The sequence below is a fragment of the Alkalibaculum bacchi genome (assembly GCF_937875145.1).
Taxonomy (GTDB): domain Bacteria; phylum Bacillota; class Clostridia; order Eubacteriales; family Alkalibacteraceae; genus Alkalibaculum; species Alkalibaculum bacchi_A.
The window spans coordinates 1-23,476 of sequence record NZ_CALNCS010000206.1; the positions used below are offsets into that span (position 1 = coordinate 1).

The 23,476-nt window shown below is 35.7% G+C and carries 21 protein-coding genes, 2 pseudogenes and 1 riboswitch; of the genes and pseudogenes, 21 read left to right on the forward strand and 2 right to left on the reverse strand.

The features are described 5' to 3' along the window. Positions 1-45: 45 nt before the first annotated feature. The 10 genes from Q7P22_RS11885 to Q7P22_RS11930 all read left to right on the forward strand — a co-directional run bounded on the left by Q7P22_RS11885 (position 46) and on the right by Q7P22_RS11930 (position 13,409). A complete protein-coding gene (locus Q7P22_RS11885; RefSeq protein ID WP_303864460.1) occupies positions 46-1,038 on the forward strand; it encodes a sulfate/molybdate ABC transporter ATP-binding protein in 993 nt (330 codons plus the stop codon). A gap of 15 nt (positions 1,039-1,053) precedes the next feature. Further along, complete coding sequence (locus tag Q7P22_RS11890) at positions 1,054-1,782, forward strand: phosphoadenylyl-sulfate reductase (RefSeq protein ID WP_303864430.1); 729 nt, start codon at positions 1,054-1,056, stop codon at positions 1,780-1,782. An 18-nt stretch (positions 1,783-1,800) separates the two neighbouring features. Continuing rightward, complete coding sequence (cysD, locus tag Q7P22_RS11895) at positions 1,801-2,682, forward strand: sulfate adenylyltransferase subunit CysD (protein ID WP_303864432.1); 882 nt, start codon at positions 1,801-1,803, stop codon at positions 2,680-2,682. Continuing rightward, positions 2,683-4,479 carry a GTP-binding protein gene (locus tag Q7P22_RS11900; RefSeq protein WP_303864434.1) on the forward strand — a complete coding sequence of 599 codons (1,797 nt, stop codon included), beginning with the start codon at positions 2,683-2,685 and terminating at the stop codon, positions 4,477-4,479. It abuts the gene before it with no gap. Between the two features lie 221 nt (positions 4,480-4,700). Next, positions 4,701-5,909, forward strand: coding sequence for a glycine betaine/L-proline ABC transporter ATP-binding protein (locus Q7P22_RS11905; RefSeq protein ID WP_303864436.1), 1,209 nt, complete (start codon positions 4,701-4,703; stop codon positions 5,907-5,909). Between the two features lie 2 nt (positions 5,910-5,911). Continuing rightward, entirely contained in the window at positions 5,912-7,651 is a 1,740-nt protein-coding gene (locus tag Q7P22_RS11910; RefSeq protein ID WP_278278702.1) for a glycine betaine ABC transporter substrate-binding protein, read from the forward strand. Positions 7,652-7,765: 114 nt separating this feature from the next. Then, a riboswitch (cyclic di-AMP (ydaO/yuaA leader) is annotated at positions 7,766-7,899 on the forward strand. Positions 7,900-8,030: 131 nt separating this feature from the next. After that, a complete protein-coding gene (locus tag Q7P22_RS11915) occupies positions 8,031-9,920 on the forward strand; it encodes a glycine betaine ABC transporter substrate-binding protein (RefSeq protein ID WP_303864438.1) in 1,890 nt (629 codons plus the stop codon). After that, positions 9,910-11,088, forward strand: coding sequence for a glycine betaine/L-proline ABC transporter ATP-binding protein (locus Q7P22_RS11920; RefSeq protein ID WP_303864439.1), 1,179 nt, complete (start codon positions 9,910-9,912; stop codon positions 11,086-11,088). Before Q7P22_RS11915 ends, Q7P22_RS11920 begins: the two co-directional genes overlap by 11 nt. A 114-nt stretch (positions 11,089-11,202) precedes the next feature. Continuing rightward, the gene (locus tag Q7P22_RS11925) at positions 11,203-11,574 is read left to right on the forward strand and encodes a NifB/NifX family molybdenum-iron cluster-binding protein (protein WP_113921211.1); all 372 of its coding nucleotides are present in this window, start codon (positions 11,203-11,205) and stop codon (positions 11,572-11,574) included. A 278-nt stretch (positions 11,575-11,852) separates the two neighbouring features. Next, positions 11,853-13,409, forward strand: coding sequence for an ASKHA domain-containing protein (locus Q7P22_RS11930; RefSeq protein WP_242981756.1), 1,557 nt, complete (start codon positions 11,853-11,855; stop codon positions 13,407-13,409). A 239-nt stretch (positions 13,410-13,648) separates the two neighbouring features. On the opposite strand, the gene Q7P22_RS11935 is transcribed toward Q7P22_RS11930, so the two are convergent. Further along, positions 13,649-14,335 (reverse strand): phosphoribosylaminoimidazolesuccinocarboxamide synthase, encoded by a 687-nt coding sequence (locus Q7P22_RS11935; protein WP_113921213.1) that lies wholly within the window; start codon positions 14,333-14,335, stop codon positions 13,649-13,651. Positions 14,336-14,569: 234 nt separating this feature from the next. On the opposite strand from Q7P22_RS11935, the gene thpR reads away from it, so the two are divergent. Then, complete coding sequence (gene thpR, locus Q7P22_RS11940) at positions 14,570-15,109, forward strand: RNA 2',3'-cyclic phosphodiesterase (protein ID WP_303864442.1); 540 nt, start codon at positions 14,570-14,572, stop codon at positions 15,107-15,109. A 175-nt stretch (positions 15,110-15,284) separates the two neighbouring features. On the opposite strand, the gene Q7P22_RS11945 is transcribed toward thpR, so the two are convergent. Further along, positions 15,285-16,604, reverse strand: a complete 1,320-nt coding sequence (locus Q7P22_RS11945) for an MATE family efflux transporter (protein ID WP_303864444.1) — start codon at positions 16,602-16,604, stop codon at positions 15,285-15,287. Positions 16,605-17,174: 570 nt separating this feature from the next. Here Q7P22_RS11945 and Q7P22_RS11950 point away from each other — a divergent pair. The 10 genes and pseudogenes from Q7P22_RS11950 to Q7P22_RS11995 all read left to right on the forward strand — a co-directional run. After that, positions 17,175-17,375 carry a hypothetical protein gene (locus Q7P22_RS11950; RefSeq protein WP_113921216.1) on the forward strand — a complete coding sequence of 67 codons (201 nt, stop codon included), beginning with the start codon at positions 17,175-17,177 and terminating at the stop codon, positions 17,373-17,375. A 4-nt stretch (positions 17,376-17,379) separates the two neighbouring features. Continuing rightward, a pseudogene (locus Q7P22_RS11955) lies at positions 17,380-17,514 on the forward strand (ISNCY family transposase); the annotation flags it as partial. A gap of 234 nt (positions 17,515-17,748) precedes the next feature. Continuing rightward, complete coding sequence (locus Q7P22_RS11960; RefSeq protein ID WP_170128274.1) at positions 17,749-17,913, forward strand: hypothetical protein; 165 nt, start codon at positions 17,749-17,751, stop codon at positions 17,911-17,913. An 11-nt stretch (positions 17,914-17,924) separates the two neighbouring features. Then, positions 17,925-18,614, forward strand: coding sequence for a Fic family protein (locus Q7P22_RS11965; protein WP_303864448.1), 690 nt, complete (start codon positions 17,925-17,927; stop codon positions 18,612-18,614). 368 nt (positions 18,615-18,982) lie between these two features. Then, complete coding sequence (locus Q7P22_RS11970) at positions 18,983-19,501, forward strand: DUF1097 family protein (protein ID WP_303864450.1); 519 nt, start codon at positions 18,983-18,985, stop codon at positions 19,499-19,501. Positions 19,502-19,710: 209 nt separating this feature from the next. Beyond that, positions 19,711-20,121, forward strand: a pseudogene (locus Q7P22_RS11975) (ATP-binding cassette domain-containing protein); the annotation flags it as partial. A 462-nt stretch (positions 20,122-20,583) separates the two neighbouring features. Next, a complete protein-coding gene (locus Q7P22_RS11980) occupies positions 20,584-21,648 on the forward strand; it encodes an iron ABC transporter permease (protein WP_303864452.1) in 1,065 nt (354 codons plus the stop codon). Further along, on the forward strand, positions 21,645-22,427 hold the full coding sequence (locus tag Q7P22_RS11985; protein ID WP_303864454.1) for an ABC transporter ATP-binding protein: 783 nt from the start codon (positions 21,645-21,647) through the stop codon (positions 22,425-22,427). The genes Q7P22_RS11980 and Q7P22_RS11985 overlap by 4 nt, the downstream gene beginning before the upstream one ends. A 35-nt stretch (positions 22,428-22,462) precedes the next feature. Then, positions 22,463-23,227, forward strand: a complete 765-nt coding sequence (locus Q7P22_RS11990) for an XdhC family protein (protein ID WP_303864456.1) — start codon at positions 22,463-22,465, stop codon at positions 23,225-23,227. Positions 23,228-23,254: 27 nt separating this feature from the next. Continuing rightward, the coding region (locus Q7P22_RS11995; RefSeq protein WP_303864458.1) for a formylmethanofuran dehydrogenase subunit E family protein at positions 23,255-23,476 on the forward strand (222 nt) is incomplete at its 3' end.

The following is a 23,476-nucleotide window of genomic DNA, read 5'->3' on the forward strand; positions in this document are numbered from 1 at the left end:
AATTCACGTGGCGTTTTTTTGTATAATGGTGGCTAACTTAATTATATAATCCACCGTTCTTTCAAAGCCCTTAATCATATTGATTTAAAGATAAATACAGGAGAGCTAGTGGCTCTATTAGGACCATCGGGATCAGGAAAGACCACTCTTCTAAGGATTATTGCTGGTCTAGAAACACCAGATACTGGTAGCATTATCTTTAATGGAGAAGATCATACAGAGAAAAATACCCAAGATAGAAAAGTAGGATTTGTATTTCAGCATTACGCATTATTTAAACATATGACGGTTTTTGAAAACATTGCTTTTGGTTTAAAGGTAAGACCATCGAAGATAAGACCTAACAAAGATGTGATTTCAAAAAAGGTATATGAGCTCCTAGGTCTCATAAAAATGGAAGGGCTAGCAAATAGGTACCCTTCACAGCTTTCTGGCGGCCAACGCCAAAGAATTGCTTTGGCGAGAGCATTAGCTGTAGAACCAAAGGTCTTGCTCTTAGATGAACCCTTTGGGGCATTAGATGCAAAGGTGAGAAAGGATCTACGAAGGTGGCTGAGAAAACTCCACGATGAGTACCCAATAACAAGTGTCTTTGTTACCCATGATCAAGAAGAAGCTTTAGACGTGGCTGATCGAATTGTCATCTTAAATCAAGGTCAAATCGAACAAATTGGTACTCCGGAAGAGGTATATGACAATCCTATCAATCCCTTTGTTTATAACTTTCTTGGAAATGTGAATCTTTTCCATCGTAGAGTTCATGATGGAAAGGTAGAAATAACCAGCTATACACGACCCCATGATATTGAAATAAAACTACAATCTGATAGCAGTGAGTTCATCCCAGCGCAGATTCAGTTTATACGAGCAGTAGGTCCTACCGTAAATATTGAATTGAAAAGGCTAGATAATGAGGAATATATTGAAGCAGAAATTGGTAAAGAAACTTATAAAAATCTGGGACTAATGACGAAACAAATCGTTTTCGTTCGCCCCAAAGATTTTAAAGTTTTTATACCTGATGATTATATGATTTGATGAGAGGAGTAGCATATGAATAATTTAAATCTTAAAGAAATAAACCTTACATACGAACAAGAAACACCATCTAAAATCCTTCAATTTGTTTTAGAGAAAATGGATCTTTCAAAAATTGCCTTGGCTTCTAGCCTTTCAACAGAAGATCAAGTACTAACGGATTTACTGCTAAAAGTAAACCCAAAGATGAGAATCTTTTTTATCGATACAGGAAGGCATTTTCAAGAGACTTATGATCTTATGGAAGAAACCATGAGAAAATATGATTTTCATTACGAGGTATATGGGCCATATGGAAAGGATGTAGAAGCTCTTGTATCAGAGATGGGTCCTAACTCCTTCTATAAAAGCGTTGAGTTAAGAAAGAAATGTTGCGAGATTCGAAAAGTTCGTCCTTTAAAAAGAGTACTTGGCACATTAGATGGCTGGATTTGCGGATTGAGGAGGGAACAATCTGATAGTCGCAGTTCCATTGACGTCTTTCAGTGGGATGAGAGTCATTCTCTTTACAAGATCAATCCCATTGCAAATTGGAGTGAAGAAGACTTATGGGCGTATATAAAGAAGGAGAATGTGCCTTATAGTGAATTGTATGAGAGAGGGTTTCGAAGTATAGGCTGTAAACCTTGTACTCGAGCTGTGAATCAAGGGGAAGATGTGCGCAGTGGCAGATGGTGGTGGGAGAGTCCTGAAAAAAAAGAATGTGGGCTCCACTGGGATTTACTGCCTGAAGAAATACAATAGAGAACAGGGGGATTATAGATGGATCATTTAGATAAATTAGAGGCTCAGAGTGTTTACATATTGAGAGAAGCGTATAGAGAGTTTAAAAATATTTGCATGTTGTGGTCTATTGGAAAGGACAGTACCGTATTATTGTGGCTGGCGAGGAAAGCTTTTTTCGGTCATGTCCCAATACCCCTGGTACATATTGACACTCATTATAAAATACCTGAAATGATTGAATACAGGGACGAACTTGCATTGAAATGGAAATTAACTATGATTTATGGGGAAAACAAACAAGCAATCCAAGAGAAAAATACATTTCCTGAAGGTAAAGTGGATCGAATTACCTGCTGTCAGTCTTTAAAGTCGGAAGCTCTCAAAAAAACTCTATCTGGAGAGTGGAATCGCTATATTATGGATTTAAATACGGGTAAATACATACCTGATACTAATCGAGAAAGATATACAGGTGTTATTGTGGGGGTAAGAGCTGATGAAGAGGGGAGCCGTTCCAAAGAGCGGACCTTCTCTCCGAGGGATAAAGAAAATGACTGGGACGTAGGAGATCAACCTCCAGAATTCTGGAATCAGTACAAGACGGATTTCGCGCCAGGAACCCATATTAGAATACATCCTCTTCTAGATTGGACGGAACTCAATATTTGGGAGTATATTGATAGGGAAAATATACCCATTACCTCCTTGTATTTTGATCAAGGAGATGGAAAACGCTATCGATCCTTAGGATGTTATCCATGTACTACCCCAGTAGAATCTACTTCAAAAAACATTAGTGAGATTATCCATGAATTAAAAAGCGGAAAATTTGCACATATAGCAGAAAGATCTGGTCGCGCCCAAGATAAGGATGATGGTGGAGGACTTGAAACCCTTAGAAAGGGAGGATATATGTAAATGAATTTAAGAGAACAGATGAATATCGTTATCGTTGGTCATGTGGACCATGGCAAAAGTACGGTTATAGGGAGACTATTTGCCGACACAAATTCTCTGCCAGATGGAAAGTTAGAGTCTATAAAAGAGTACTGCAAAAAGAATTCGAAACCTTTTGAATACGCCTTTCTTTTAGATACATTAAAAGATGAACAATCTCAAGGTATTACTATTGATACGGCTCGGAGTTTTTTAAAAACGAAGAAAAGAGACTATATCATTATCGATGCCCCTGGTCATATTGAATTCTTGAAGAATATGGTGACAGGTGCATCGAGGGCAGAGGCAGCACTGTTGGTCATAGACGCCAAAGAAGGAATCAAAGAAAATTCTAAAAGGCATGGACATATTGTATCCATGTTAGGAGTTAATCAGGTAGTTGTCCTAGTAAATAAAATGGATCTAGTAGATTACGACGAGAGAGTATTTCAAAATATACGTAATGAATTTACAGAATTTTTATGGAAGATAAATATTAAACCAGTGAATTTCATACCTATTAGCGCTTTTTGTGGAGACAATGTGGCAGAAAAATCCTACAGAGCCTCATGGTATAATGGTCCAACTGTATTGGAGCAATTGGACGGATTTGCGAATAAGAAAGAAACTCGAGAATTACCTCTTAGAATGCCTGTTCAAGACATTTATAAGTTTACAGCTCAAGGTGACGACAGGCGTATTGTAGCTGGTACGATATTAAGTGGTTCTATAAGAGTAGGAGATGAAGTGGTCTTTCTCCCTTCCCAGAAGCGGAGTGTCATAGACAGTATAGAATCATTTCATACAGTACCAAAGGATATTGCTTATGCAGATGAAGCCATAGGAGTCACACTACAAACTCAAATTTACATAAGGCCAGGAGAACTCATGGTGAAAGCAAATGAAAAACATTCATTAATAAGCTCTCGTTTTAAGGCTAATGTATTTTGGGTAGGCCAGGCTCCCTTGATTAAAAACAAAGTGTATAAGCTAAAAATGGGAACGACAAAAATAGGAGTAAAGCTTATTGAAATAGTAAATATTATCGATGCAGCAGAACTTCATATCGATACATATAAAGGTCAGGTAGAAAGGCATGATGTATCAGAATGTATTTTTGAGACGACAAAACCTATCGCCTTTGATCTTATATCTGAAATAGAGGGAACAGGAAGATTTGTCATTGTTGACAATTATGAGATCTCTGGTGGGGGGATTATTATGAAAAATGTCACTAGTGGGGACAATACTTTAATAGACCATATTCAGGACAGAGAATTCTTATGGGAGAAAAGTTTCATTTCATCAGCTCAAAGAAATGGAGCTTACGGTCATAAGTCGAAATTTATCGTCATAACCTCTGGAAATGAAGGAAACGAGCATGTCATAGAGAAAATAGGGAAGGAATTAGAAGAGGTACTTTTTAGAATGAATTATAAAACCTATTATTTAGGCATCTCTAGTATTTTAAGTGGACTTATGTCTCAAGATTCATTTAATTATGAAGATCGGGAGGAGCATATAAGACAGATTGGTGAATTGGCAAGAATTCTTACGGATTCTGGTCAAATAATGATAACCTCTGTCTTTAATCTCGATGATGATGAAGCAGAGAAGCTAAAACTCTTAAATCAACCTCATGAAATAATCATCGTAAATATTGGAGAATCTCCATTTAGCAGCTTTAAGGCCTATGCTAGTATTTCAAGTGATGTTGCCGTAAATACAGTATGTGAAATGTTAAGGGAACAAGAGATTATACTGGAGTATTACCTGTAAATGAATAAGGGCGAAAGTTCCCCCTTATTCATTTTATTTAAAATATAATTTTTGTTTAGGATGGTTACCTTTATCCCTAACCCAACAGCTAACCATATATTCATCTTTGGGTCTTTTTTTGTCTATTTTTTCTCTTAGGTATTATGAGTCTTTATCGTCATACATAGAAAGAAGTGGGAAACAATAAGTAGAGCGAAAATTGATAACTAAGAGGTGATTTGATGGAACCGTATGTAGAAGTCAGAAATGTCTCGAAGATTTTTGGAAAATCTCCTAAGGCAGCAATTGATTTACTAAAAGAAGGTAAATCAAAAAAAGAAATTTTAAAGGAAACAGGTCACACTGTTGGTGTAAATAATGTTAATTTCAAGATTTACCCTGGTGAAATTTTTGTAATCATGGGTTTGTCAGGAAGTGGTAAATCTACTCTAATTCGAATGTTCAATCGACTAATTGATCCAACTATTGGAGAAATTCTAATAAAGGGTGAAGATATTGTCAAAATGGACGAAGGCAGACTAAGAGAAATTAGACAAAAAAGAATTAGCATGGTCTTTCAAAACTTTGCCCTATTTCCACACAAAACAATACTAGAAAATGCAGAGTATGGCCTTGAGATTAAGAAGGTGGATCCTGGAGAACGAAAAGAGAAGGCAATGAAGGCCCTTAAATCCGTTGGTTTAAAAGGCTACGAGCATCAGCTTCCATCACAGTTAAGTGGAGGAATGCAACAAAGGGTAGGTCTTGCTCGCGCTCTTGCAAGCGATACAGATATTATCCTTATGGATGAAGCTTTTAGTGCCTTAGACCCTTTAATTCGAAAGGATATGCAAGATGAGTTAATTGAAATTCAAGAGCAGTACAAAAAAACCATTATTTTTATCACTCACGATTTAGATGAAGCTTTGCGAATAGGGGACCGCATTGCTTTGATGAAAGAAGGTAGCGTCATTCAGCTAGGAACGCCTGAGGAGATCATGATAAACCCTGCTAATGCTTTTGTTGAAAAATTCGTAGAGGATGTAGACTTATCAAAGGTATTAACAGCTTCACATGTTATGAAACGAGCTGAAAAAATCGGGGTAGACAGAGGCCCAAGAGTTGCCTTAGAAATTATGCGTAAGCAAGGATACTCAAGTATATTTATTGTCAATCGACACCAAAAGCTATTAGGTGCTCTAACTGCAGAGCTGGCGAAAAAAGCCATTGACTCAAAACAAACCATTTCTGAAGCCATGATAACGGATATTCCAATTGTTTCACAAGATACTTTAATTGGAGATTTTATGGATGAAATGGCAACATCGAGCTTGCCCATATCTGTTGTTGATTCAGAAAACCGATTAAAAGGAGTTGTAATCCGCGGCGCTGTTGTAGGTGCTTTAGCGGGAAATAAAGATTCCTTGAACGATTTGGAGAGTGATCGATAATTATGATGAATATACCCAAAATTCCATTAGGCGAGTGGATTAATGTTCTCGTTGATTGGATCACCATTACATTTGCTAATCTTTTCATACTTTTAACCAATTCGATTGAAGGGCTATTAGATGCTATCGTTGCTATCTTAAGTGTAGGATCTCCTATTGTTTTAATAATTGTTCTAGCTCTTTTGGTTGCCTATACGAGCGGATGGAAGCTAGGCTTTTTTTCGGTAGTGAGCCTGCTTTTAATTGACAACCTTGGTTATTGGGAATCAAGTATTCAGACCTTGTCTATTGTTTTAGTGTCTGGATTACTGACCATCCTTGTGGGGATTCCAGTGGGAATATGGTGCGCCCAACAAAAAACCGTAAACAGGATTGTCACACCTATTCTTGATTTTATGCAGACAATGCCTGCCTTTGTATACTTAATTCCATCTATTTTATTCTTTGGAATTGGCGTTGTTCCGGGTATTATTGCATCCTTTATTTTTGCAATTGCTCCGACCATTCGTATGACCAATTTGGGGATTGATGAGGTACCAAAAGATTTAATTGAAGCTGCAGACGCTTTTGGTTCAGGCAAAAGTCAGAAACTCTTTAAAATTCAATTGCCACTAGCGATGCCTACAATTATGGCAGGGGTAAACCAAAGTATTATGCTAGCTCTATCAATGGTTGTAACAGCTTCACTAGTTGGAGCGCCAGGGCTTGGAGCAGATGTGTATCGAGCGGTCAGTCAAATTGACGTTGGACGAGGTTTTGAGGCTGGATTATCCATCGTTTTTATAGCCATCATTCTTGATAGAATTTCACAAAACTTGCGTAACCCAACTTATAAGCACATTATAAAACCCAAAGTAGTTTTTTCTATATTGGCTTTACTAATTGCTGGTACATCTATTGTGCTAGCAATTCCCTTAGGTGATGACGCTTCTGCAATTCAAGATGAAAATAGCATTGGAGCTGCAGTAGGGTATAAAATCATAGGAATTGAGCCGGGTGCAGGAATTATGGAGCAAGCTCGAACAACTGTAAAAGAATATGGATTAGATCAGTGGAATCTTATAGAAGGCTCTTCTGCTGCTATGACAACAGAACTTAAAAAAGCTTATAATGCACAAAAGCCAATTATTGTAACAGGCTGGTCCCCCCACTGGAAGTTTTCTTCTTTTGATCTCAAATTTCTAGAAGATCCAAAAGGTACCTTTGGTGGGGCCGAAGATATTCATACCCTTGTTCGAAAGGGTCTTAAGGAAGATGCTCCTGGTGCATATACCATTCTCGATCAATTCTCTTGGGAGCCAAAGGACCTAGAAGATGTCATGGCTTACATTACAGGTGGAATGAGTGCAGAAGAAGCAGCCCAAAAATGGATTAAGGAAAATCCTGATAGGGTGGCAGAGTGGGTAGATGGTGCTCAGAAGGCAAATGGGGAAAGTATTGACCTAGCTTTAGTAGCCTGGGACACAGAGATTGCTAGTACAAATGTAATTGGAAAGGTACTGGATCAAAATGGCTATGATGTATCATTAACTCAAGTAGAAGTTGGACCAATGTACGCTGGTATTTCTAACGGCAGTTCCGACGCAATGGTAGGCGCTTGGCTTCCAAGCACCCACATAGAATATTACAATGCTTATAAGGAAGACCTTATGGACCTTGGCCCAAATCTCAGGGGGACAAAAAATGGATTAGTAGTACCACAATATATGGAGATTGATTCCATTGAAGATTTACAAAAATAAATATGATTTTAAAAAACCTGTACTTCAGAAAAAATCAGTGCAGGTTTTTAGTATTCCAGGGAAAATTTGAAATAAATGATATATAGTGATATAGTAGTAATATAATATTTAAATAAATTTTAAACGCTTAATTCTATACATAGAAGCGGGGGAACCAAGTATCTGGGGTGAATCCTTTTACTTTTAGGATGGGTTACCCTTTATCCCTAACCCGACAGCTAACCTCGTATGCGTAAAGGGGAGTTGTAGTGCGCTTTACATTTTAAAGAACTATGGAGCTCCACTTAGGAATACCATAGTTTTTTTGCGCCTATTTTTAGCTTCCAACATAGTACCCCTACTCATTTATTTAAATAAAGAATTAGAGGAAGGTGAAAAGATGAGAAGAATGAAAAATAAGGGAAAAGTTGTGTTTGCTTTACTGTTAGTAGCACTAATGTGTTCTTTTTCAGTAGGCTATGCAGATACTCCTAATAAAGAAATTGCATTTGCTGATGCAGGTTGGGACAGCGTAAAATTTCACAATGCGGTAGCTGGTTTTATAGCAGAGGAGCTTTATGGATACTCTTGGAGAGAGGTCCCAGGCTCGTCTACTGTGCTTCACGAAGGATTGATAAACGGTGAAATAGATGTCCATATGGAAGAGTGGACAAACAATCTGGCTACCTACGATGAAGATGTAGAGGCAGGTAAATTAAAGGATTTGGGCATCAATTTTGATGATAATTACCAAGGCTTTTATGTGCCGAGATACGTTATCGAAGGTGATAAGACAAGGGGAATTGAGCCAAGTGCACCAGACTTAAAGACAGTAGAGGATCTAAAAAAGTATCCTGATGTGTTTCCTGATGCAGAATCTCAAAGTAAAGGCCGAATCTATGGCGGGATTCCAGGCTGGGAAGTAGACAAAATCTTACATAATAAATTTTTACATTATGGTCTAGACGAAAATTTCATTTATTTTAGGCCAGGCTCTGATTCCGCTTTAGCATCTGCCATCACTGGAGCATACGATAGAGGAGAACCCATTGTAGCCTATTACTGGGAGCCAACGTGGCTTATGGGTATGTATGATATGGTCTTATTACAAGATGAACCCTATGATCCAGCTACATATAATGCAGGAAAGACAGCACTCCCACCTGTAAAAGTAACTGTAGGTGTGAGCAATGAATTTTATGATAATAACCCAGAAATGGTAGAGTTTTTAAGTAATTATCAAACTTCAAGCGCATTAACTTCAGAGGCCTTAGCCTATATGCAAGAGACTGGAGCGAACTACAAAGAAACAGCCAAATGGTTCTTGCAAGAACACGATGAGCTAATCGATAAATGGCTAAACGAAGAAGATGCTACCACTTTAAGATCGTCTCTTAATGATGATACTGCAACCTCAACTATAGGATGGTTTAAAGAAATACCCTTTAGAATCCCACTAGATTTACAAGCTATAGACCAGTCTGTAAGAGATTTTAGTGTGAAACACGATAATATATTTAATGCGATTCGTGGAGCATTAAGCAATTTTGTCAATGGCATTTATTTTGTGTTAAATAGTATTCCATGGTTTATCTTTATTTTGCTCGTGTTTATTGCAGGATGGAAGGTAACTAATAATGTGCGAAAAGGAATTTTGTACGCTGTTTTATTATTATTCGTAGGACTGTTAGGCTTGTGGAGTCTTATGAATGAAACATTATCCATTGTCATCGCATCGGTTTTCATTTCTTTAATTTTAGGATTCCCCTTAGGAATTTTCATTTCTATGAGCGATAGAGCAGATCGAATTGTTCGCCCTATTTTGGATACTATGCAAACCATGCCTGTATTTGTATACTTAATACCAGCCTTGCTATTTTTTGGACTAGGTAAGCCTCCAGCTGTAATCGCAACGACGATCTACGCTATCGTTCCGATTATAAGGATGACAAGCCACGGAATCAAGCAAATCGATAAAGAAGTTGTAGAGGCAAGTATTGCCTTTGGCTCAACAAGATTACAGTCATTAATCAAAGTACAAATTCCACAAGCATTACCTACGATTATGACAGGTGTTAATCAAACTATCATGATGGCTATGAGTATGGTCGTCACTACATCTATGATTGGAGCAACTGGTCTTGGTATGGAAGTACTAATCAGTGTAAACCGTGTTGAAATAGGTAGAGGCCTTGTATCAGGTATATCTGTAGTAATTTTAGCTGTAATACTCGACAGAATAACTCAAGGTCTAGTGAAAAAGAGTGAGGTGAACGCGAATGACAGGTAATGAGAGTATATTAAGTGTCAAAAATCTATATAAACTTTACGGTGCTGAAAAGAGCAAAACCATAAAATTAAAACAATCTGGAGTAGATAAAAATGAAATTTATAAAAAGACAGGTGTAAACATAGCACTCTGGGATGTATCTTTAGATATTAAAAGAGGAGAGATCTTTGTTATTATTGGTCTATCTGGATCTGGCAAGTCTACCCTAGTAAGATGTTTTAATATGCTTAATAAGCCTACAAAAGGAAATATATATATTGAAGGAAAAAACATCAATGAATTTAGCAAAAAAGAGTTAATTGACTATAGGCGTAACAAAATATCTATGGTATTTCAAAACTTCGGCCTTATGTCTCACAGAAATGTCATAGAAAATGTAACTTACGGCCTAGAAATAAAAGGAGTATCTAAGGAAGAACGCTATAAAAAGGCCCTTGAAATGATTGAAATGGTGGGCTTAGAAGGGTATGAAAAGGAGCCTATAACAAGTTTGTCTGGTGGTATGAAACAAAGGGTAGGAATTGCAAGAGCTCTTGCGAGCGATGCTGAAATCCTTCTAATGGATGAGCCATTCTCTGCATTAGACCCTCTAGTACGAAAAGATATGCAATTTGAATTGTTGTCCATTCAAAAGAAATTAGATAAGACTATAATTTTTATTACTCACGATATTAATGAAGCCTTTAAATTAGGGGACAAAGTAGCTATTATGAAAGACGGAGAGGTTATTCAAGTAGACACTCCAGAGGAAATGAGCTCCAATCCAAAAGACGATTATGTGACTCAATTTATAGACAGTGCAGATAAAACTCAAGTCATCTCAGCTAAAAACGTCATGTCGACGCCTGATAGCATTGTCCGCTTAAAAGATACCCCAGCGTATGCAATGAAAGTCATGAGATCAAACAAAGTTTCTACTGCCTATGTGGTTAAAGACAAAATGCTCCTACAAGGGGTAATCACTATAGATGATGCTATGCGAGCCAATAAAGAAGGTCTTACCATATCTGATGTATTAATAAAAGACATCGAAACAACCACCCCTAATGTTCTACTTACAGACATCATCCCTATGGCAGCCGAAACCAAATACCCTATTGGAGTAATAGAGGAAGACGGAAGTCTAAAGGGTATCGTAACGAAGGCAGATGTATTATCTTATATTTAAGATAATATTTATTTTTAAAATAACTTAATATTATCATATTGTTTTTGAAAAGCTTGATTAAAAGGATATAAATGGTATAATTAGAGTATAAATAATTTTAAGGGGGGTATTGGTATGATTATTGGAATTGCAACAGAAGGACATAATATTTCAGAACACTTTGGTAAATGTCAGTATTTTAGCATAGTAGAAGTAGGAGATGGATGTCTGGCTACTAAAAGAGTAGTTGACGCAACAGGCTTTCAACATGGCATGCTTCCTATTTTTCTATCTACTTATGGAGTAAAAACAGTCATCGTAGATGGTATAGGCGGTGGTATGTACCAAAAGCTAAAAGAACAAGGTTTTGAGATTTTTGTTGGAGTAAAAGGAGACATCGATAAAGCAATTCAAGATTATATTGACGGTACCCTTGAATCAAAACTTCCAAGCTGTTCAGGACACAGTCATGAAGGCCATTCTCATAATTGCAGATGTAGTCACTAATAAGTGTAATATTTAGAGGAGTTAAAGTACATACTTTAACTCCTTTTTTCGTTTAATAGGATTTTGCCCCTAGCACTGGCGATTGGCAGCTGATCGCTGATGGCTAAAGTGCCGAAGGCACTTTCTTAATGTGTTTATATTTTGAAAATTTGGAAATATAATTAAAAAATAGAAAGGTGATATCTTTATTCTTGTCTAATGTTTTCATAGTTTGAAAAGGGGTATCATTATAATAAAATCGAATTCACTACTATATGAACCATTAAGGAATGAGTATAATGAAAAAATCATTAAGTCAAAAAGTATTTTTAGAACTAGATTTGCCAGGTGGCGCAGATACTATTGGTGATAGGGATCGAATTGTAAGGGCACTTATACCTCAATTCAATCACATTAAATTCTCAATGGAGACCCTTATTAAATATTATAAGGTTCTTAGGGAATCCAATTGGCAGATTACAGTATCCCTTATATGGACTGGGGATTATTGGGAGTTAGTGAGAATTGAAAAAGGAGACACTACTCAAAAACACTATGGATATGCAGTAGACTTGGGCAGTACTACCGTTTTTATGCAATTAATTGATTTAAATACTGGTACGATTCTAGCAGAAGATAGCGTATTTAATAATCAAATAGCCTTTGGTGAAGACATACTAAGTCGCATATTCTATGCAAAAGGCAAAGAAGAACATTTACAAGAGATCAAAAAATATACAATAGATAGTATTAGAACCTTAATGGAAAAGCTTGAGAAAAATACAGGAATTTTATCTACGGACTGCGATATTATGGTCCTTGGAGGCAATACAACTATGGTACACTTCTTATTAGGAATCGACCCATGGTTTATATTTCATACACCTTATACGCCAACCTTTAATCATTTTGGATTTCTTCGTTCTGAATTGTTAGATTTACCCTTTAATGGTTTGCTATATGCATTTCCTTCTGTAGCCAATTATTTAGGCGGTGATGTGGTAAGTGGCATTTTAGCTTCGGATATGACAGAAAAAAGTGAAATGGCTCTTTATATTGACATTGGCACTAATGGAGAAATGGTACTTGGAAACGATCGATTTTTGCTTACTATTGCTGGAGCAGCAGGACCTGCCTTGGAAGGTGGGATAAGCAAACACGGCATGCAGGCTAAGCCTGGTGCAGTCGATACAGTGAAAATTCAAAATAATGAGATGATCTTAACTACTATTGAAAACAGAAAACCTGTGGGCATATGTGGATCAGGTATTGTAGATCTTATAGCTGAAATGCTTTTAGAAGGTTGGATTGACTTTGGAGGAAGATTTAATGAAGGCAAATCAGATCGCATTGTGAAAAGGGAAGGAGATTGGGCTGTAGCCTATGCATGGGAACACGAGTCTGCTTCAGGAGAAGAGTTGCTATTTACTGAAACGGATATTGCTATGTACTTAGATACCAAAGCTGCTGCAAACACTATGATAGAAATTCTTCTTGAAAATTCAGGAGTAGAAGCCTCTGCGGTTCAAAGGGTCTACATGGCGGGTGCCTTTGGAAAGTATATGAATTTAGAATCTGCTATTACCATAGGGTTATATCCGGACCTACCTCGTGATCGATTTGTTCGCATAGGAAATGGCTCTCTACAGGGGGCATATGCGCTCCTTATGAATAGGGAACTCATAGAAAAGGTTGAAGAAATATACGCAAGCATGAATTATTTGCAATTAGAAGAAGCAGCTGACTTTTTAACTAAGATGTACGCAGCCAAATTTTTACCACATACCAATCTTAACCTATATCCTACAGTAAAAGAAAAGCTGCTTAACAGAAGCAATAATAAATATAGCATGTAGTATGATATTTAACCAAAATTTCTTATGTTAATAATAACAAAACCTCTAAAGTATTTAATTTTAGAGGTTTTGTTATTATATTTATATATTAGGAAAGCTCTACTTTTAACCTTAACTTCTAGCTCAGTCATCCTGAGCGTAAGCGAAGGATCTTGACCCAAAAGGAATACCCAAATGCTAGTGACTAAAGACTAAAGACTAATGACTAGCGACTAATGAGCCAAGGGCACTTTATTATGTTACTCGGCAAGCATGATTTTTTCTAAGGCAAGGGGCTCAATATACTCGCTACCACGGTAAGCTCTCATATTTCCACCTGAAATTTCATCAATTAGAGCCACGTGTTTATCTGCTCCTACACGACCAAATTCAAATTTAATATCGTAGAGCTCCAAATCTTTCTTTGCTAATTCTTCTTTTATAATATTTCCGATCTTTTTTGTCAAATCAACTAGTAGAGTGTATTCTTCTTTCGTCATAATTCCTAACATTTCTAAAGCCTCATCCGTAATAAGAGGGTCATTTCGATTATCGTCTTTTAAAGTTACTTCTACATAGGAGTCTAGCTCTTGCCCTTCTTCACAATACATTCCGTATCTTCGATAAAAACTACCAACAGCTTTATAGCGTAATATGACCTCTACACCTTTGCCAAAAACTTCTGCCGGTTTTACAGTCATGGTGGCATTTTCAATGTCTGCATCTACAAAATGAGTTGCTATTCCAGCTTGATTAATTTTTTCAAAAAACATCTTTGTAAGTTTTAGTCCGGCCCTACCAGCTCCTTCAATAGATAAGCCAACTGTATTAGCACCTGGATCAAAGACACCATCTGTACCAGTGACATCGTCCTTAAATTTTAATAAGTAATTGCCGTCGCCTTTATCATATATATCTTTTGTTTTTCCTTGATAAAGCATTTTCAATAGTATCACTCCTCATTCGTTCTTTAAAATATTATAGGAATTATGTTCTATAACTAGTATTTATAATACCATAAACTGAGTTGACTGGAAATAAATATCTATTTATTGCAAACCTTTTCAGTAAAAGAGATTTTATTTTACTATTTATAATTTGTCTTTAAAACTACTTTAAAATATTGATCAGTAGGGAATAATAAAATAGAATGAAACAATAAGTTATTTAGGAGAATAAAAATGAGACTATTTTTAGGAATTACTTTTCAAGAAGAGATACTACAGGAAGTTGGTCAAACAATTCACAGACTAAAGAAAAATTCAATAAAAGGCAATTTTACTCGCAAAAAAAACCTTCACCTGACCCTTGCCTTTTTAGGGGAAATAGATGAAAGGCAAATCATAAAAATAGAAGAGATAATGAACAGTATTGACATGAACCCTTTTGTGATTGAACTAGATATATTGGGCAAATTTAGGAGCAGAGGCGGAGACATTTACTGGATTGGATTTAAGGAAAGCGCTCAACTCCAACGTTTATACGAGGAGCTGAGCAGAAAATTACGTAAAAACGGATTTCTATTGGAGGACAGACCCTACACACCACATCTCACCCTAGGAAGAAAAGTAATTCTAGATGAGAAGATAGATATAGAAACCCTTTCGAAAGAAATACCAAATCTTCAAATAGAGATATCAGAAATTCACCTTATACAATCTCATAGAGTTGATGAGGTATTGACATACACACCCATAAGGACAAAATTAATGCAGAATTAAGAATGCCAAATTTTTTAAGTGTAAAGTTTAATCTAAGGCCTAATTCTCAATTCAAAATCATTAATTCAAATTGTGCGCAAAGCGCACTAAGGTCATCTAGAGCACCGTAAGCACGAAGATTTCTATGCGTTAACGATTGAGATATACGCCATATATTAAAAAATTACAAAGTAGTTCATTTCAACCTCTTATATATAATAAGTCCAACGCTATCTGCAAGAGCCCAACCTAAAGGAACGGACCACCATATCCCCCGCTGACCTAGAGTAGGAATACTAGATAATACGTACGCCATAAGAACTCTAGTTCCCAAAGAGATAACGGTGAGTACTAAAGAGATATTTAGGGCTCCAATGCCCCTGAAATAACCATAAAACATAAATAAAAAGCCGATTAGCATATAAAATACGGATATTATGGTTAGGTACTCTACGCCTAAATTTATTACATTGCTCTCATTTGCTTTTACAAATATTCTCATGAGATTCTCAGAGTTTATAAAAATGAGTGTTGAAAGTACAAGGCAAAAAACTATTATTGTACGTGCAGCTGATTTAACTCCTTCATGTATTCGCTCATTATTTTTGGCACCTTTATTTTGAGCTATGTATGTAGAAAATGCATTTCCAAAATCCTGAACTGGTAGGTAGGCTATTGAATCGATCTTTCCAGCGGCTGTAAAAGCTGCAATCGTATCTGGACCAAAGGTATTTACAATGCCTTGAACGCAAACCATTCCAAAAGTCATAATCGATTGTTGTAAAGAGGTAAGGATGCTGTATTTCGCTACCATAGTAGATATTTCCCTATCAAAAACCATATCCTCACGGTGCAATCGAATAAGAGGTATTTTGATAAAAGCATAGATGAAACATAGTATAGATGAAACAGCCTGGGCAATTACAGTTGCTATGGCTACTCCCTCAACATTCATATTGAATTCAACGACAAATACTAAATCGAGCACAATATTAATAGCTGCCGACAATATTAAAAAATATAAGGGCGTTTTAGAATCTCCTACAGACCGAAGTAAAGCAGAACAGGCATTAAAGAGAAAGACAAATATAAGTCCTCCAAAAATAATCTCTAAATAATCCTGTGAACCTTCAAGTATGCTTTGAGGAGTTTTTATTAAAAGCAACATATTATTGGTATTTAATATTATTAAGATAGAAAGAACTATTGTAAAAATCCCAATGGAAAAAAAGGAAATAAATACGGATTTTCTTAGACTTACATAATCTTTTTTTCCAAAGAAAAAAGAATACACAGCACTTGATCCCATGCATAATCCTATTATGACAAAAGAAAAGAAGTTCATAATCATAAACGAAGAACCTACAGCCGCTAATGCATCCGTTCCTATAAACCTTCCAACAACGACAGAATCTACGATATTATATAATTGTTGAAATAAATTACCTACTAAAAAAGGAAAGGCAAATTTTATTATTGTCTTTGTAGGATTTCCCTGTGTCATATCTGTAATCATAATATTCCTCCAAAATTCTTCACTCTGCATAGTCTAACACAGTTTCGTGAATAATTAAAATATGGACTTCATGTAAAAAACTATGATTGCTTTTCTTCAACAACACCAATCCTTACCAGGTTACGAATATCCTATAAATCGCCTCAATTAACTCTTATTTATTTGAAATTATATAATTATCCCAAGCGCTGAAATATGCAAAAGAGAGTCTTGACTATGTTCCATATAATCATGATATTAAAGCATATACTAATTATTTAGCTGCACGTGCATATGAAAAGAATAATGATATCGAAAAAGCAATGTACCACATCAATCTTGCCATAAACGGCAGTAGCCAAGCAAACTACATCTATGAAAGAGCAAGATATTATGCAATGAAGCTGAGCAGCGCTTAAAAGAACTTACTGCCATTGCAAAGGGAATGAGAAATTTTGCAGTTCGCTTCCATAAAAAAGCACCTGATGCAAGAATATTTTTAGAAAATGAAGTTAAAGTAACTAAGCTCAATATAGAAAAACTAGAGAAGGATTTAAAAAATTAAAGCATTCAAGGGTCTTTAGCTTTTTAATGAGTAATGATAATAAGAATAAGTATGAGGACTTAAAGGGACAATTACGTCGAGAATATGAGTTATTAGCTTGCGCTGAGGAATCCCTAAAAAATGAGGAAAGAGAAACTAAGGAAATAAAGCGTTTTGTACGGGAGGTTGTTAAGATTAAACCTCTTCCTACTTTTAATTTTATATTCCTTAGTCAACCCGTTTCATGAATTTGTTGATCTCACTGAACTCATATGTGAGCGTATTGATAAGAATCTTGCTTCTATGTTGATTTATGATACAACAGGTATTGAAGCATATGTTGCAGAAAATAATGATACGTTCTTAAATAGAATTATTCGGCAGGTAGTGTTTGCCCAGGTGTAGAGCTACCTGCTTATAGAAAACTAATCTCTATGGTAAAACACAAAGGCGCATTGTTTTTACATGAATAAAGGGTTATTCGAGTTGCGGGATTAAATATTGAAGTGCATTCTAGTATTGGAGCTGGCGATGCATTGGTCGCAGCAATCGTCGACTGTTTTAAAATAATGATTACAATTAATATATATGTTATAATAATTATAAGAAAGGATTGATACTATGAGAACATCTGCACAAAAGGTTCGTGAGGTCAAAGGTACAATGGCTCTGGAAGGATTAAAGCTAAAAACTAATGAAATTAAGATGTTACATCGATGTGCAACTGGGCAAATATCATCCGAGCAACTAATTAAAGATTTGATTAAGAAACATACTCAAAAATAAGGGTGACAGCTATGAGTCATTATTATGAATATGAATGGGATAATAAATATTGTTATCCAAATAGTTATGTGTTAAGAAATAAATTGAATATTAAAGATGAAGATCACCTTGAAGAGGTTGAAAGACAGATTACTGCTATTAAAATATTAGATTTGAAGATGAAGGTTGTTAAAGGAAATATGGATGTTAAACACTTAAAAGATATTCATAAGCATATATTTCGTGATTTATACGATTGGGCTGGTGAAACGAGAACTGTAGATATCTCAAAGGGAACTCAGTTTTGTAATTACATGTTTGTTGATAAACTGTTACAAGAGTTATTTGAGAATTTAAAACATGAAAATTATTTAATAGGGGTATCGATAGATTCTGTAATTAAGCGTTTGTCATATTATTTAGGGGAATTAAATGCAATTCACCCATTCAGGGAGGGTAATGGTAGGACTCAAAGGGTTTTTGTAGAGTATCTAGCTCAAATAGCCGGTTATTACGTAGATTTCTCAGATATTACAGAGCAGGAAATGATAGATGCAAGCTTGGATTCATTTATGAAGGATTATGTTAAAATGGAAAATATATTTAAAAAAATTACATCACCAACATCAAAAGAAGAACAGAAAAAATTTATTAATGAAATTGTTACTACTAATAGTGCGATAAAAAAGGTATATAAAGCAAATACAAATACCAAAACATAAATATCAAATAATCTATTATCACAGTGATAAAAAGGCTTCATAGTTTATGAGAATTTACTCGTAAAGTGTGAAGTCTTTTTCTTTATTATCTCCCTTCATATATTTAAATTCATCTGGAGAGGGGTGCCAGTTCTATCATGCCCCATGGATTGATAATCTAAGAGCAACTACACTAGATGGCCTTGTCTTAGAATTTGCATTTTTATGGAACAATTGAAACAGTGAAAAACTGACCGCCTCCAAAGCCACGATTATTATAAAAATACAGTGATTTATCATTAAATGTGTGGTAAGATAAAAATAGTAAAAAATGGAGAAGTATCCCTAAGTGCCCTAGGGGTACATCTAAATTGATTAAGGAGGAAAAAATGGATAAATCATTCGTCATCAAAATGGCGGTTGTAACAGGTGCAATTATAGGAATTGTAAATGGAGTGTATACGCTTTTGCCAAAGGAAGCATCTGGCCTTTCGTGGGCTTTCATTGTCGGATTATCAATTACTTTGGCTTCACAAGGAGAATTGAAAAAACTCCCTAAATACTTTACTAATGAGGCTTGTGGTGTGATTTGGGGTATCGCTTATAATATTGTAGTAGGCTTCTTTATGGTTTCTATCGGCATGGGTTTAACTAGTGCACTTATTGTAGGCGTTGGACTTGTAACCACTGTTGCCATATTAGTACATCATTTACTACTTGGCAAAACTGCATGGTTAAATCAAACACAGTTTATATTTGGATTTGTCGCCTGTTTCTTTGCAGTAAATGGAGCAAATTGGCCATATGTTTTATTATCTATGATGGCAGGAACTGCATGTGCAGTGCTTCTAGTGCCAATCACAATGTTGTTTCATAAATCGGTAGCAATCGTAGAGAAAGAAAAATAGTATGTCGAGATTATAATATGGAACGCATTCAACTATTAGGCACATAGCTATTAGGAGCAGTAAAAATAGTGGAATGAGATAGATTGTGGTTTTAGAATTGAAGGATTTGAGTAGGGGTACATAAAGATGGGGCTGTTGCACTAAGTAATTAGTGCATAGCCTTTTTTATAGGCTTTAGCCTGTTGAGTCCTTAAGCAAGTTACATGAGAATATATCATTTCATCCGGACGTTGCCGGACGGTTATAACACGGTGCTTAATGATAAAGCAAGCCTCTCGGCAGGACAAAAACAGCTTTTGACCATTGCCCGTGCCATAATTCAAAATGCACCATTGCTCATTTTACATGAAGCGACAAGCTCGGTAGATACGCGTACCGAACTTATTATTTAGGAGGCGATGGATCGCCTGATGGTTGGCCATACATCGTTTGTTATTGCCCATAGGCTGTCTACCATCAAAAACGCAGATCTAATTTTGGTAATGAAAGACGGCGATATACTGGAAAGCGGCAACCACGACGAACTGCTTGCCAAAGATGGCTTCTATGCGGAGCTTTACAACAGCCAATTTGTGAAGGACAGTAGGGATGGGGCTGAGGTTGAAGTTCTAATTAAATAAAGAATTTAAAAAAGCTGGTTAAGGTGATTTTTATAATCACTTTGGCCAGTTTATTTTGTATTAGGAAAGGCTACTTTTGAATTTAACTATTATATAAGCTATCTTTATGTGTAGTTAAAACTTTGACTTGTAAGACTTGACCCTAGCACTGATGGCTGACCGCTGATGGCTAAAGTGCCAAAGGCACTTTCTTGTTTATATAGAAAATAAAAGTAGTATTAAGTGGAATGTTATGGACAATTTGTTTGTAGAAAATATATCTTTTACTTGATTTCTTACAAACACTCTTGGTATAATGAACAAGACACAACAAAACATAACAAAAAACAACAAAACATAACTTAAAATAACACAATACATCAAAACATAACATTATAAAACTATGATAAATTATATTTAATAGTTATATATTAATCGTTTACGATTAATTATGTCATGGATTGTAAAATGAGGAGGATATATATGTTAGAACCATTAGAATTAACTGGTTCATCAGAAAATTTAAAATTGAAACAAAGAAAAATAACTTATTTTATGGTTATTATGGCTACTTTGCCTATATTGGCTATAATAATTTCCTTGGTTATAGGAAGATATGCAATATCCTTGCCAGAATTTTTTAATGCTATATTATCAAAAGTTTTTCAAAGCAATACAGGAGAATCTAGTACTATTGAAACGGTGCTTTTCAATGTTAGGATTCCTAGAATTTTGTCGGCGTTAATGGTTGGAGCAGCTTTATCTGTGGCTGGTGCTAGCTATCAGGGCCTATTTAAAAATCCAATGGTATCTCCAGACATACTTGGGGCTTCTGCTGGTGCTGGATTCGGTGCAGCACTTGGAATTCTTTTGTCATTTGGTGATTTTGGTGTACAGATCTTAGCATTTCTATTTGGGCTTACCGCAGTGGCTGTAACTTATTTAATAAGTATGATTATAGGAAGAAGTAATAATGCCACATTAGTACTTGTACTTACAGGTATGGTTGTTTCAGCCTTGTTTTCTTCTTTTATTTCAATTACAAAATATGTGGCAGATCCATATGACAAGCTTCCAGCTATAACTTTCTATCTTATGGGGGGACTTTCTTCTGTTACTATGAAAGATGTCAAGATATTGTTAATACCATTGATTGTAGGGATTATACCCCTAATTTTATTACGTTGGAAGCTTAATGTACTTTCCTTTGGAGAGGAAGAATCAAAGGCTCTAGGCATCGATACTTCAAAGTTGAGAGTGGTTATTATAATTTGTTCGACTTTAATCACAGCAGGAGCTGTATCAATTAGTGGCATGATTGGATGGATAGGACTTATAATACCTCACATAGCTAGAATGGTTGTGGGACCTGATTTTAAAGTGCTATTACCTTCTTCGTTATTGATTGGAAGTACCTTTCTTCTATTAGTTGATGATATAGCTCGTTGTACCTTTTCTATGGAAATTCCTCTAGGGATTCTTACATCATTGATTGGAGCACCTTTTTTTATTTATCTTTTGATTAAAGGAAGGAGAGGATGGATATGAGACTAGAGGTTAAAAACGCTATCTCTGGTTATGGTGCAAGCGCTATAGTGAAAAATATATCTATGAATGTAAATTCAGGAGAAATATTATGCTTATTAGGACCGAATGGTGTGGGAAAAACAACTTTTTTTAAGACGATATTAGGTTTTTTAAAGTTAAAGGGTGGAGAAATACTTTTGGACGGAGAGAATATACATAATTGGCATAGAAAGAAATTAGCTAAAGCTATTGGTTATGTACCACAGGCACATACGCCTCCTTTTCCATTTAAAGTTTTTGATGTTGTATTGATGGGAAGGACTGCCTATCTTTCAATGTTTTCTTCTCCTACGAAAGAGGATAAGCATATTGCAGAGAAGGCTATGGATGATCTAAAAATATCCTATTTAAAGGATAAGATATATACAGAAATAAGTGGCGGAGAAAGGCAAATGGTTTTAATTGCTAGAGCTCTTGCTCAGCAGTCACAAATATTGATAATGGATGAACCAACTTCTAATTTGGATTTTGGAAATCAGATTCGTGTGTTGGAACAGATAAATAAACTTTCTCAAAGAGGACTAGCAGTTGTTATGACCTCCCATTTTCCTAATCATGCTTTTCTTTGTTCAACAAAAGTGGCATTTATGCAAAAAAATAATGTGTTTACAGTGGGCAATGTAGATGAAGTTGTAACAGAAGATAATCTTAAATCTGCATATGGTATTAATGTAAAAATTATAGATACAAAAATTGATAATGGAGAAATAGTAAGGTCATGTATACCACTAATTAATTAGCGAAGAAATATTGACAAATGAAAGGTGGAAATCTTATGGAATTAAATCTTATGCGTCTGGCAACAGAAAAGCAAGAGGCAAATGAAGAAGTTGCACTTGTCACCGTTATCTCTTGTGATGGGATAAAAAATTTGTCCCCTGGAGTAATGATTTTAGTAGATAGAAATGGAGAGTTGCTTTGTGGAAGTTTTGGAGGTGGAATATTCGAAGAGAATGCAAAGAAAGAAGCTAAGGTTTGTATACATAGAGGTTTGTCCCGAAAAGCACTAATTAATTCAGATGATACAAAAGCTGAAATATTTGTAAATTCATTCAGCAATAAAGACAAATTGATTATTGTCGGAGCTGGAACTTTTGCATTGAACATTTACAGGTTTGCAAAAATTTTAGGGTACAGTATAACTATTATAGATAACAGACCGGAAATGCTTACAAAAGAAAGATTTCCGCAAGCAGATACTTTGCTTCTTGGGGATATAGTTGAAACATTATCCTCTTGTGAGATTACAAAAGATACATTTGTTGTAGTTTCAACACATCATCATGAATTTGATGAATCAGTGCTTAAAGCTGTTATTTCATCACCTGCCAGATACTTAGGGGTGATAGGAAATGTCAGGAGGGTAGCAGGTTATTTTGATAATCTTAGAGCTCTCAATATTCCGGAAGAATTGATTAATAATGTCCATTCACCTATAGGTCTTGATCTTGGAGGTAGAAAGACAGCTGAGATAGCTCTTGCTGTTGTTGCTGAAATGCAGGCTGTAAAGTATGGACACAGTGGTGGTTTTTCTCATTAAAAAAATGATTAGAGGAGTGACAAAATTATGACAAATTACTTTGAACAGGATTTAAAAAAGGCTAAAGATTTCCATGGACACGTGTGTCAGGGAATTATTTTTGGGTCAAGGATAGCTCGTGCGGGGCTCAATTATCTTAGTATTAATGATCCTGCAGAAAACAGAGATTTTACTGTGTTTGTAGAAGCTGATAGCTGTATAGCTGATGCAGTTTGTGCTGTGACAGACTGTTCTCTTGGAAAAAGAAGA